The 12,182-nt window shown below is 57.1% G+C and carries 14 protein-coding genes; 4 read left to right on the top strand and 10 right to left on the bottom strand.

The window, feature by feature from the left end; all coding sequences use genetic code 11:
- Nucleotides 1-2: 2 nt before the first annotated feature.
- Nucleotides 3-623, bottom strand: coding sequence for a hypothetical protein (locus tag B1781_RS22990; protein WP_125932100.1), 621 nt, complete (start codon nucleotides 621-623; stop codon nucleotides 3-5).
- A 444-nt stretch (nucleotides 624-1,067) separates the two neighbouring features.
- The gene (locus B1781_RS14275; RefSeq protein WP_078120299.1) at nucleotides 1,068-2,219 is read right to left on the bottom strand and encodes a hypothetical protein; all 1,152 of its coding nucleotides are present in this window, start codon (nucleotides 2,217-2,219) and stop codon (nucleotides 1,068-1,070) included.
- Nucleotides 2,220-2,560: 341 nt separating this feature from the next.
- On the opposite strand from B1781_RS14275, the gene B1781_RS14270 reads away from it, so the two are divergent.
- Nucleotides 2,561-4,081, top strand: coding sequence for an AAA family ATPase (locus B1781_RS14270; RefSeq protein ID WP_078120298.1), 1,521 nt, complete (start codon nucleotides 2,561-2,563; stop codon nucleotides 4,079-4,081).
- Nucleotides 4,082-4,215: 134 nt separating this feature from the next.
- Here the strand turns inward: B1781_RS14270 and B1781_RS14265 are convergent, their stop codons facing one another.
- The 7 genes from B1781_RS14265 to B1781_RS14230 form a co-directional block, all read right to left on the bottom strand.
- Entirely contained in the window at nucleotides 4,216-4,599 is a 384-nt protein-coding gene (locus tag B1781_RS14265) for a hypothetical protein (protein WP_164513402.1), read from the bottom strand.
- Between the two features lie 161 nt (nucleotides 4,600-4,760).
- A complete protein-coding gene (locus B1781_RS14260) occupies nucleotides 4,761-5,366 on the bottom strand; it encodes a hypothetical protein (RefSeq protein ID WP_164513401.1) in 606 nt (201 codons plus the stop codon).
- A 239-nt stretch (nucleotides 5,367-5,605) separates the two neighbouring features.
- On the bottom strand, nucleotides 5,606-6,337 hold the full coding sequence (locus B1781_RS14255) for an LrgB family protein (protein WP_078120295.1): 732 nt from the start codon (nucleotides 6,335-6,337) through the stop codon (nucleotides 5,606-5,608).
- Nucleotides 6,330-6,698: a CidA/LrgA family protein gene (locus B1781_RS14250; RefSeq protein ID WP_078120294.1), complete on the bottom strand. Its 369-nt coding sequence runs from the start codon at nucleotides 6,696-6,698 to the stop codon at nucleotides 6,330-6,332. The genes B1781_RS14255 and B1781_RS14250 overlap by 8 nt, the downstream gene beginning before the upstream one ends.
- A 325-nt stretch (nucleotides 6,699-7,023) precedes the next feature.
- A complete protein-coding gene (locus tag B1781_RS14245) occupies nucleotides 7,024-7,665 on the bottom strand; it encodes a hypothetical protein (RefSeq protein ID WP_078120293.1) in 642 nt (213 codons plus the stop codon).
- 378 nt (nucleotides 7,666-8,043) lie between these two features.
- Nucleotides 8,044-8,226 (bottom strand): hypothetical protein, encoded by a 183-nt coding sequence (locus B1781_RS14235; protein ID WP_078120291.1) that lies wholly within the window; start codon nucleotides 8,224-8,226, stop codon nucleotides 8,044-8,046.
- 106 nt (nucleotides 8,227-8,332) lie between these two features.
- Entirely contained in the window at nucleotides 8,333-8,734 is a 402-nt protein-coding gene (locus tag B1781_RS14230; RefSeq protein WP_078120290.1) for a hypothetical protein, read from the bottom strand.
- Between the two features lie 472 nt (nucleotides 8,735-9,206).
- Here B1781_RS14230 and B1781_RS14225 point away from each other — a divergent pair, with 472 nt between their 5' ends.
- The 3 genes from B1781_RS14225 (at nucleotide 9,207) to B1781_RS23210 (ending at nucleotide 10,866) form a co-directional block, all read left to right on the top strand.
- The gene (locus tag B1781_RS14225; protein WP_078120289.1) at nucleotides 9,207-10,010 is read left to right on the top strand and encodes a hypothetical protein; all 804 of its coding nucleotides are present in this window, start codon (nucleotides 9,207-9,209) and stop codon (nucleotides 10,008-10,010) included.
- A gap of 59 nt (nucleotides 10,011-10,069) precedes the next feature.
- Nucleotides 10,070-10,243 carry a hypothetical protein gene (locus tag B1781_RS23215; RefSeq protein WP_164513400.1) on the top strand — a complete coding sequence of 58 codons (174 nt, stop codon included), beginning with the start codon at nucleotides 10,070-10,072 and terminating at the stop codon, nucleotides 10,241-10,243.
- A 344-nt stretch (nucleotides 10,244-10,587) separates the two neighbouring features.
- Entirely contained in the window at nucleotides 10,588-10,866 is a 279-nt protein-coding gene (locus B1781_RS23210; RefSeq protein ID WP_164513399.1) for a hypothetical protein, read from the top strand.
- Between the two features lie 123 nt (nucleotides 10,867-10,989).
- On the opposite strand, the gene B1781_RS14215 is transcribed toward B1781_RS23210, so the two are convergent.
- Complete coding sequence (locus tag B1781_RS14215; protein WP_078120287.1) at nucleotides 10,990-12,159, bottom strand: hypothetical protein; 1,170 nt, start codon at nucleotides 12,157-12,159, stop codon at nucleotides 10,990-10,992.
- Between the last annotated feature and the right edge of the window lie 23 nt (nucleotides 12,160-12,182).

Raw genomic sequence — 12,182 nt, 5'->3', positions numbered from 1 at the left:
CGTCACCATTCGGTCGCACAGACAATCATCGCCGGCATGCCTTGGGAATTTACGCGAATGAAACAGGTCTTGGTTCCGAGCAAGTCGTTGTATTCCGGCGGCAGTTCCGCGAGGTCGAACGGCGATTTGGAATCTATCAAACGCGTGTCGTCGCCGCACCACATGCCAAATCCGCCTTCTCCGTTGACTGACTGCAGACGGCAGGCGAACTGCGGTTGTTGTTCGAGGGGAATCGTTTTTGGTGCGTTCACTGAAGAATCCGCAGGTGAGCCGGAGTTGGCCGCAGCCGTCTCGGCCGGCGTCGATTTCCAGAAGGTGTCTTCCGCTGAGCCTTGGCGAATCCTCGGTGGAGGTGTCGGAGGGGTACGCTTGAGAGGTTCGACGGGCCGGAGATTCTCGGCGATAACGACGGGCGCATTGGTCACGTTGGTTCGGCCGACGGTGGACGCAGGCGTGCTTGCTTGAACGGAGGTGGGCGTTGTCAGCTCAGTCGATCCAATGGGTGGCTCAATGGGGCGACGATCCAGATAACCCTGAGAGTCTAAAAAGAGCGTGTAAGCGCTGAGGGTGACAAGGGCCGTTAGGCCGACAGCAATAAAACAACTGAAATGGCGTTCCTTCACATCGATCGTCCTGTATTGAGGTGCTACCTATTGTGTCGATCACCTGCTCGAGGCGTTGAAGCCAGATTCGCGAAGCAAAGAGACCGTTTCTAGCCTGGTCGTGTAGTCGACTGGTGCAGTCTCCGAGCGGGCAGAAATCCGCGACGCTCACTGCCAGGTTGTTGGGGTGCAATTTTACCTGCTTGAGCTATGGCTCGCTTGCTGCGTTGCCGCGCGCTCTGTTTTCTGCTGCGACCGAGGTGAGGCGAGACAATGTAGCAGCGCCAAAGTCGTTTCCTGTGCTTGCGTTGCGCGTGGACCGCTTGTCCGAGGGATTTATTGTCGCTTAGTTGAAGCAGTGCAGCTTCCGGTCGCGGGAAAGGCAGGTCTTGAACATAGACCTTACCCTCGACAATACCGACAGTGGCCTTCCGCCCGTACTAGGGTAGTGCAGATCGTGCAGGCCTACAGATCGCTCCCGGCTGCCGTGCTTCGTGCGTGCGCCACGGCTACAACAATCCCAGGGTGACGAGCGACTTCGTTGTGATCGGTATCGGTTATCACCGTATTGTTCTCAGCATCGCGCCACAGCAAGTACCGACCGCTGTGGGTCACCCCGATGAACGTTTCATCTTTCCGCCTGGGAGCGGCTTGGATATCACCAGATTCGATCGATACGGTGAGGATTGATTGGACATCTTCCTGGTCGTCCAGATCGGCGAAGCCAGACAGCATCAGTTGTGTTCCCGATCCCGCAGTCCACAGCTCGTAATCCGTCGAACCGGCCAATGTGAACCAAGGATGGTCAAATCGCGAGATGCGCCGGCCGGTTTCGTACCAGGCGGGCGAGAAGGGGATATAGAGACGCTCGTACTGTGCTGACGCCACGTCGATGGCGACCAGCCCGGTGAAGCCGTTCATATGGTCATCGCCGATATTCGCCACCGAGTACAGGGTCTCCCCATCGTCACCAAGACGCGCACAGCAGCGAAAGCCCGAGAAATGCGTATTCGCGATGCTGCCCTGTTCGACCTTGCCCGAAACCTGTCGGACCTGCACGGTCGTCGGTAAACGGTCTGCCGGAATCAGTGCATAGCCCCGGGGGCCGGTAAGCAGGAACATGGCGTGGTCGTCGTCGTACGCGAGGCTTTTCCACTCCAGCGTTGCCGCACCCTCTGGCAGTGTCAGGTGAACGGTTGTTGTGCTCCCCGATGGGTCGACTACGAGCAATTCGGTGTCTGATGCCAGGGCAGCACAGGCGCCGTTGTGGCTGGCGGCGACGTGGCGTGTATATCCATAAGGCGATTCACCGGACAGCTCAGTGCGCGTGAGCCGGCGGCCGACAACATCCATCCGCCACATGCTGTCGGTGTCCCGACCGCAGAGCGTGGCAGCGTCGACGTTCAGATCCAAGCCCACGGCATGGGGGATGCGGAACTGAACCGGTGACGATGGCGGGGGCTGGTGAATGGTCACCGTCTGACCGATCAGGTCTCGGGTCAGCCAGGCATCCGCAGAGAGGGCGGCTGATGGCTCGGCGGCGGCACTACCGGCGGTCGCTCCCAAGGCGAGGGCGATGCGCAGCAGTAACGAAAGGACTACAGATCTGAAATACATTCTTGAGCTATCGAACAGCAGGGATTGGTGGTTGCAAGGCGCAGGATTCTACAGGGAGCGGGTCGCGATCGATCATTGGATATGCCACCAAGCGTAGCGGTGCGCAGCATTGTTGCTGGCCTGGGTGGCATCGGCCGGTCGAGTGAGCGCGAGGGTGTGCTGGGGGTGTGGCCGTGCACGTTCCATTTTATACTGCCGTTTCCAGCGAAAGCGGACTCAAGTCCGTGGCGCCATAGCCGGTATAGGGTATCGATAACAGAAGGCCGCCCCGGCGCCGCCACACATGCATAGCGAGCAAGGAACACGCTCAACCTCACCAGCCGGTCTACTAGGAAGAACAGATGCAGGACAGAAACGATCTCCACCTGATCCTCAGCGGGCACTTTCCGCTGATCACGGTCCAATCGCACGAAGAACAACGCGTGCTCGAACTGTTGCGCGGCATTGCACTTGACCAGCATCGGCCGCTGTACCGGTGGAGCATTACTGAAGGGCTGCGCGCAGACGACTCGAACGGTGCTTCGGCGATCAACTGGGATCGCGTCAGCTACCAGGGGCAAACCCGGGCCATGGAAGAGCCCGACGACCCGCATCCGGAAGAGGTTCTGGAAAAATTGCGCCGTGGCCACAAGCAAGCGATCGCCGTGTTGCTCGACTACCACCCCTACCTGCAAGACCCCCGGGTGGTGCGTCGCCTCAAGGAACTGGCGATGGATTTTCCGGCGCAAGGCGTGTCGGTCGTGTTGCTCAGTCACGAGTTGGAATTGCCGCAAGAACTCAAACGCCTGAGCGCAAGCTTTCGCTTGAGCCTGCCCGATCAGGCGCAGCTCAAAGAACTGTTGCGCGAGGAGGCCGAGGTTTGGCAGATGCGCAATCCCGGGCAGAAGCTGCGCGGTGATAAAGAGGCCCTGCAACGTCTTACCCAGGCGCTCGGCGGCCTGACCTTGAGCGACGCGCGGCGCCTGATGCGCAATGCGCTGTATGACGACGGCGCGATTACACACAGCGACCTGCCGGACGTGATGCGCGCCAAGTACGACCTGATTGGCCAGCACGGCGTGCTGTCGTTCGAGTACGACACGGCGAAGTTTGCCGAGGTCGGCGGCTTTCGCCGACTGCGGCGATGGATCGAGATCCGTCAGCAAACATTCCTGAAACCCGACGCCGGACTCGACCCACCCAAAGGTGTGTTGCTGCTTGGCGTGCAGGGCGGGGGCAAGAGCCTGGCGGCCAAGGCGGTTGCCGGCGCATGGGGCGTGCCCCTGCTGCGTCTGGATATTGCCAGCCTGTACAACCGCTACCTGGGTGAGACGGAGAAGAACATCCGCGACTCGTTGCGCGCTGCCGAGGCCATGGCGCCGTGTGTGCTGTGGGTCGACGAGATCGAGAAGGCGATCTCTTCATCGGAGAGCGACGACGGCACCTCGCGCCGTGTGCTCGGCACCTTGCTTACCTGGATGGCCGAGAAGAAGCAGGCGGTATTCATTGTCGCGACCGCCAACGACATCCAGGCCCTACCGCCGGAACTGGTGCGCAAAGGGCGTATGGACGAGATCTTCTTCGTCGACCTGCCGGACGCTGAGGTGCGGGCCGACATCTTCCGCATCCATATGCATAAACGTGGCCTGCACGCCGGGCAATACGATATCGACAGATTGGCCGCGCTGAGCGAGGGCTTTTCCGGCGCCGAGATCGAGCAAGTGGTGGTCGCCGCGCTGTATGCCTCACATGCCGGTGAACCGCTCAACGATGCCTTGCTGGCCAAAGAGATCGAGCAGACCCGACCTTTGTCTGTCGTGATGGCCGAGCAGATCGATGGGCTGCGGACCTGGGCAGCAGGGCGGACGGTGGCGAGCGACTGACCAAGCCGACTAATGAATCGACCAGAGTCGGCATGTTGATAAAACGGCTGTGGTGCGGTTTGACTACAGTGATTTTGGCAGATCGGCGGGAATGATGGTTAGAGTCGAGGTTGCCGGCGATCTCTCGTGCAACTCTAACCGGCACCAAGACAGGTAAAGCTGCTGCGATCGACCGCCTGTTCGCTATCCATTACGAAGGAAACGCCCCATCCCCAGTTTTCTTCGCCTTGTGCGCGATAGATCACCACACTCACCAACTGCCGCCCGCCCGATGCTTCTGCCGCACTGACCGCTATCCAGTTGTTGCCTTGTCTGGCGGTATGAAAAGACCAGAACCCGCTCAGATAATCTCCGATGGTTTGATCGTGTTCGTTGGTTCCAACACCTTTGCAGTGAGTGGCATCGGTGAGCTTCACGTCGAGATTGCTCATCAAGGCTTTGAGTATGTCTTTCTCTGAAAGCGTGGAGACAGCGTCGGTCGCGGCACCGACGGGCTGGGTCAACAACAGTAGTGCCACGAGAAGCAACGATGTACAGTGCGCGATCGACGTTTGCATGGTTCAAGTCAGGATTGTTTCGAAAAGGCGATAGGGTTAGAAACTCCGCGTGTGAACCGCTTTAGTTAACCAGCCAAATCGGATACGGGCTTCACCTCGGCGTACTGTCGTTGGTCTCGATGCTAGGGTTCGATATCACCGACGCGCTTGAGTCGCATGGGTACGATTCTTCCCTCGGCATTCGCCACCATGACATACGACCGCTCCGGTTTGTCGTCATACACAGTGGCACAAAACCCGAAGTACATATTGTGCAAACACTGGCCTCTCATGCCATACGACAAACCCGCTCCCATGAGGTACTCAATTTCCTCGGCCGTGGAAACCTGCAGAATACAGGCGCCGTCACAGGTAACTTCTTTCCATTCTCCGCTTTCCAGCTTGTCTTCAATCGACCATCCACTGTCTTTTCTAACGACACGAAACACTTTTTCGGTGGTGTGGCCATCTTTGTGGACGACGGCATAGATGCCTGCGTTAACGTCGTCGAACGCATACGCTGCAGGCGCCATCGAGAGCGATATCCATAGCAGCACTCTCAATATTCGCTGCAATGCAGGCGTCGTGTTCAGCGGCTTTTCACATCTGCCGCGTTTGGCCGTTGGTGTTGCAGACGAGGAGATATGGAGGGGGAGAAGTTCCTTCATCTTTTGCATTTCCTTTTTGCGTATTGCGGACTGAGCCGCCGGCACAGCGCGGATGTTCGCGCCGGATTCAGCACCGGTCAACTCTACGTGCCGGTTCGTGAGAACCTCGCCGGCAGATTTCGGTTTTCGTGCTCATGTTCGCTTGAACGGATCCATGACTGCCGGCTGCGCTGGCGTTTCGACAGCCGACGCTATCGGCAAGTAGCGGAGACGGAGTCGGTATCCAACAATCCGTTCAAGAATTCCGCATCCGGGTGAATACTGATCGAACGCCGTCGGCATGCGATTGTCGGTTGGCCGGCTCAACTCGCTGCAGCGTTTTAGGCCAGTAAGCCAAGCCACTCGAGCAGACCGGGCAGCACCAGCGCGCTGAACAGCGCCGATATCGCCATCGCAAGGCCGGAGAACGCGCCCATCTCGGCGCTGACCTGAAAGGCGCGCGCCGTGCCGATGCCGTGTGCGGTTACGCCCATGGCGATGCCTTTCACGCTGTCGTCGCGGATTCTCAATAGCTGAAACAGCTTGGTACCGAGCACGGCGCCCAGGATGCCGGTCAGTACCACCAGGACGGCGGTGAGCGAGGGCAGTCCGCCGATCTTCTCCGATATGCCCATCGCGACGGGTGCGGTGACCGATTTCGGTGCCAGCGAGATCTGGGTTTGCACGCTGGCGCCCAGCAACCGGGCGATCAGCATGGCGCTGAGCGCGGCCACCACGATGCCCGCGAGCGTAGCCAGCAGAATCGGCAGCCACATGCGGCGCAGTTTGGACAGCTGCTGATACAGCGGCACAGCCAATGCCACCGTGGCCGGTCCCAGCAAGAAATGCACAAACTGGGCGCCATTGAAATAGTCCTGGTACGTTGTGTCGGTAAACAGCAGGACAGCGATCAATACTGCGACGGCAAGCACGACCGGATGCAGAAGGGGGTTGTCGTTGGCGAACCGATACACGCGGTAAGCCAGTCCGTAGGCGACCAACGTCAGTGTCAGCCAAAGAAGCGGCGAGGCTGAGAGATAGACCCAGAGCTCGTTAAGGCCGCCATCACGCATCGTGGCGCCCCCTCGAATGCATCAACCGACTGATCCCAAGCATCACGCCTGCGGTCACCGCCATCGTTATTCCCGTGCTCAGCACCAACGCCAAGGCGATCGACAGCCATTCGTCTGAGATGCGATCCAGATGGGCGACCATGCCGACCCCTGCGGGCACGAACAACAACGACAGGTGACTGAGCAGACCGCGCGACGCTGAGTCGACCGATGCGTCGGCAGACTTGCGCACCAGCAAGGTGGCAAACAGCAACAGCATGCCAAGGACAGGGCCGGGCACAGGGACGGCGAAGAAACGCACAGCAATCTCGCCGACCAATTGATAGACGAGCAGTATGGTCAACCCATTGATGAAGTTCATGCGTGGCGCTTCCGCTGGAATCACCGAACCCCGGCTAGGCGGTTCGGTGCTTGCTGATACCGATGATTGCAAGGTTAGCGTGACTGCCGCGCGTTCGCACCGGCATTGGCATCATTGCCTGACGCCCGTCAGAGGGGCGGGAAATCGGACGCGACCCGAAGATGCAGGGCGAAATTCTGGGATGCGACATTCGGGCTCATCCCGGTTGCCTGCTTGAGAACCGGCGAGCCCGAAAGCGCAATGGAAGTCGGTCGCAACACCTCAGGCGTGTCGCGCCGCTCAGCGGTTGAGCGATCTCAACGGCTGAGCGGTCGACGCGTCGGCGTCACTGGCACGCTACGTCGAGCGAATCCATGATCTGGCGCACCGCGGCTTTGTCTTCGTCGCCGAAATAGCTTTCGGTAAAGGTTAGCGCGTACTGCTTGCTGACACATGAATTGATGCGCTGATTAACGTCGACGCCATTGAAATTCATCCGTGTGAAGAAATGGCCAATCGTGGCTTTGCCCGACGTCGTCGTTTCGCAGTCGCTCAGAATGTCGACCTTGACAGCCGAGTGCTCGAGCAGTTGTCGAACATGGAACAGATAGTCACAGCCGGTTTTGATGCCGGGCATTGTATCGATGCGTTCCGCAACGGCGATCACGTTGGCGTTGAGTTTCCCCGGTGTGCCCGGTTCGTATCGGTAGAACGCGAACAGCGGAATGCTGGACTTCAGAGATTCATCGACAACCGCCTTCAGGTTCTGATCGTCTCCGGCCATCATGTTCGCACCCTTTTGGGTCTGTGCGATCGTGCTCTCCGGATCTTGCGAGTACCAGTCGTTGGGGGCGCTGACCTTGAGATCGAAATACTCGTTCTCAAACTGCGAGCTGCCGACCGACTTCGTTACCTGTGCATCTCTATCGTCTGTTTGATCGCATGAAACAATGAGCATTGCAGACAGGACCATCAAAAAATAACGCATAAATTCCCTTCATCGTTGAGTTGCAATACCGCGACGCCACGGCAATCGGCCATGATAAGAAAAATCGGGTATCCACGACAATCCCGTAGTCGATGATCTTTGCCATCGGCGAGACGCTTTTGGCCGCCTTTGCCCGTCTGCCGGTTGGTACATGCGAAACGGGCAGAATAACGGCTGAGGCGCACATCCTCGAACACCGCAAGAACGGCACCCCGACCGAGGCGTACCGGTTCGGGCACCCGAACAAGGCGGGTAGGCTAAGCGCGTGCCCGACGTTTGATGGAACTGCGTGCGCGCTGTCGGTGAACTAGGTCGCCATGAACGACTCGGGGAATGGCTCTGGATGGGGTGAGGTTCTCCGCTAGAGCAACCGACGGCTCAGTATCCGTAGCGCGCCCACCACCACGCAGATACGGCGAGAAGAATGGCCAACTGCACCAAAGCCGCAACCCAGAAACGGCGTTGCCGGCTCTGCACGTCGCGCTGGACCTGTAACAACTCAGCGAGCAGCTCATTACTCTTCTTCAGTTCGTGCAAGACGTCATCTTGGTTTTCGCTCATCGTGTGCCTATTGTCCGTGTATCGAGCAGTGTTCTGATGTGGATTGTTCGACGTTGTCAGCCGTTCTAGTGGCCGGCGGACTGTCGGCGCCGACCGGGCGGCATGCCTAGGTCTCGCGATCGTTGTATGCCAGATCGCCGTAACCCCAATCCGGGTAATTGTATGTCTCGGGATGCAAGAATAAATGTTTCGATCGATTGACCCACTGCTTCAGGTCGGTCGGTGCATCTTCGGGAACCAGATCGAATAGCGCCCGGATCGGGTTGAGCCACGCATCGTCGCTGCCGCCTCTGGCTGCGTCGCCCGAGAGCGTGTACAGGCACCCCAGGAAGAACTGCCGGTTTGGGCTGCCTTCGCAACAAAGCCTGATCAGGGCAGGCGCCAGATCGCGGCTTGCCAGGATCAGATCCCAATCCTGGCTCATCTCGTCCGGGTACTCCGCATCGGGATCCTGTGCCCATTGGCGCAGTTCATCTTCAGTCGGGTTCAGCGCATCCTTGAATTTCATTTGATTTCTTCAGCCCCGGGGTGACGGATTGAATGGCGCGTCCACCGCGTCGGTGGAGATGTCGGGCGACACATCGTCAGTCCGTGTGGATGGCCACCAGTGTAGCGTTGACTGGGTTGGCTCACACGTTCGCAGGATCGGTAGCCATCCCTCGGGCGTCAATGAAGTGTAGTCAACCAGGGGAACCCGGCTCTCGTGATGGAGGGCTTCGACGACGTTAGACCTGAGTAGGGAGAACCGGTCGGATAAGACGTCGGTGGTGTGCGTGATGCGGGCAAGATGCGTGGCCTGTCAGGTCGACAGCGATCAGAATCAGCTCAGTAGCTTGTATCGACCATTAACGTCATGGAAAGGCGTCGAACGCTCTTGATGTGCTCCCAGAAGTATGAAATTGTTACACGCCAGTCATAGATAATCGCGTTCTTAGCGGTTATGCGCTGCTTTTCGCCATACACAAAAAGGAATTTGTAAAATGCCGTTAATGGAACTAGACCTGGATCCTGCCGCCAAAAGGGATGTTGAAGGGTTTATAGAAGAACTGAAGAAGAAAAGTGAGCAAGAGGTAACCGAGTTCGCTATCAAGGCGACTCATGCCGACGATCCCTCATGGTGGCGATTTGCTGTCGGGGTTAAGAATCATCCGATCACCTGGTGGATGGGCATCTTTCAATTGCAGATGCAGGCCGGGTTGTGGGGACACAAACATCAAATTGCAGCGAACCAGCGTGCGGATATCTTGTTGTTTCCGCTGAAACAACTCTACACACAATCACAGAATATCGATCTTGGGCACGAACAAGCCGACAAGGTGATCGACAAGAGCCAAGAAGTCATTGGCAAAGTCATCAATTTCAATCTGAAGCATCGCAAAGCGGACATGGTGGGGCGAACGATAGGGGGCGTTTTCACCAGCTATGCAAGTGGAGGTGGTCGTGCTGGCGCTAGGAAGCCGAAATCGTTTACCAAAAAAGCTGGTATAGCATCCACAAATTTCGCTTTGGCCAGTTACGGGGCGGCGATCAAAGCGGTGGGATTGGGATACACGAAAGCTGAAGATATTTTGCAAAGCATATTAACGGGAAGGCCGGAACAGATGCCTATCGGTTTCAGGACGGAAAGTCCATCGTTGGATGGAGAGGGCGCCGAGTATGCTCAGGGAGTGCAGGCAGTGGCGCCCGTAATGATTGGTTTCGCATCGGCAACAAGCGGACCCGTACCAATACAGGTGTTCTGCAACCGTCCAGAAAATATCAATCTCAAGGGAGTTTGCCGTTGAGTCGATTTGGTAGATGGCTACTGGATGGCGTTCGAGACTTGCTATCCGAGTTTTTGGGCGTGACGGTGGGTTTGCTAGCGCTTGTTGTCGGGGGGTATGTCTGGGTCACCTGGTCGTCGGGATATCTCGCACTGGCGGCGGTCGTCGGCGTCATCGTCGTGGTCTGGGGTGCTGCAACGGTTATTGGGCGTCGCCTCGAAACACCGAAAGACAAGGGCGAGAAAGAGGTCTGAGCGTTTGCATGGTGGTGACCAAGGCGTTTACCACTCACTCGCTTGATTGACTACGATTCGTGTGCTCAATGAGCGCGAAGGGGTTTGATCCAGGGGCAACTCGCTGCTGGTTGTTCGAGAAAAACAGTCTAGTTTCATCTTTGATATCGGTGGGGCATATAGCGCTATGCTGAGGGGGCGGAACTTTGTGTAATCTGGCCACTAGGGCGCTTGCTTGTTTCCTTCTCACAGCGGCCGTCTTGCCCGCATGCACGCTCGAATCCAAACGCCAAGACAGTTTGGCAGGTTGCGTAGAGCAAACACTTTCAGTCCAAGTGGTACGGACTGACGAAAGAAACAAACGGTTGTTTCTTGTTGATGGCGAGTTGGATGCCGAGATCCTCCAAGGTCAAATGCAGCCTCTTGGATCCTGTTTCGAAAGGGCAGGGTGGGGAAAGGATTGGGCGTTGAGTGTGTATGCGGATTCCAAATACGCAGGATATAAGGATGAAGCCCACATCATTGCCTATCATGAGAACGATGCATGGGCCAAAGCATATCTAATGGAATATGGCAACGGAACGCATTCTCTAACACGAATGCCTGCACTTGGTGGTGCGCCAAGCCAGCTTTCCGTCAAGTAACTTTCCTGAAGCTCGCCATGGCTATAGGAATCAGCCCCGATGCTTGCTCAGCGACCGTCGCGCACTTGATTCTTGGCGGTCGAAATTGTTTCGGAGGAAAGTGGCTGAGTTCTATCATCCAACTCAGTGATGCAACATTGATTCACACGCTTCGCTGACGGGGTTACCGCAAAGAAATCGGTCGATGACGTCGTCTGTGTCGATGTAGCCCTGGTGCGCGGTGAGGGGATTTTCGATGGCGCCTAATATGACGCTGTCATTGGACACCAGCACGTTGACAACATCTGCATTGGCATCCGCTGGAAAATAGTTGATAGGCAATCGGTAGCTGAATACATCGTTTGGGTCGCTAAAGGCCACAACCTTTACCCTTTTTAGCGGCGCATCCTCCGTTTTGATTCGTATTTGCTGCCTGCCAAGCATCCGCATAAACGCCTGCAAACTGGTCTCGCTGCTACCGGCGGTGCGCGCCTTGGTGGTACTACTCGGATCTGGGCCGGCGAGGTCCAGCATCGGTATCTGGTTGGCGAACATCACCAATTGACGCGTTCTGCTCAATGTTTTCTGGGCGCCTGCTTCGCGCAAAATTTTCGCGCTGCTTTGCATGATGTCTTGAACGACATCAAACATAACTTTTGAACCGAGACTCTCGCTCACGAGAACGACGGCCACATTCTTGTCGTTGGCAGAGGTAGCCAAGGCGGCTTCGACCTTTGGGCGGAGCACATTTCGTATTGATCGCCCTTGGTCTCCGGCGTAGATGATCGCATCAGCCAGACAAGCGTTCAAAAGGCCGGATTTCAACGCGTTGTTTGCATAGGCTCGGTCGTAGGGGTAGTCGGCTTTGTCTCCGCAGGCGTCGCGAACAGGACCTTCATCCGCTTTGCGGCTGTCAAAGCAGATGGTTGACCGGCGTGCCTCAATTAACTTCGACCATACCAACATATCCAAGATGATCGGCTTGGACTGATACGAGAGTTCATACCGGTAGACGAACTCTCCGGTCGATTCAGAATCTGTGGCCTCGACTGTATCGCTTTCGATCAGCTGCGCCAGCTTTTCAACCCGTGGGTCCGCCCAGTCTGACTTGCTGTGCGGACACATGCCGTGTATCCACACTACGTGGAGTTTCTCGTGACGGTCGAGCAAAGTCAGCAGGCCGTCGAATGTCTGATCACCTTTCTTCGGCTCAAATTTAGGTGGTATGTAGGGCTTGGAGCAGCCTAGAGCGGTAAGCATACTGATCCCGACGATCATAACCAATAAGCGCACACTGAACTTCTTTAAAGTCATTTCAGTACCTTCCTTTGTGGTAG

The sequence above is a fragment of the Thiosocius teredinicola genome, from assembly GCF_002009425.1.
Classification (GTDB): Bacteria; Pseudomonadota; Gammaproteobacteria; order Chromatiales; family Chromatiaceae; genus Thiosocius; species Thiosocius teredinicola.
This window is presented reverse-complemented; position numbering and strand designations above follow the sequence as displayed.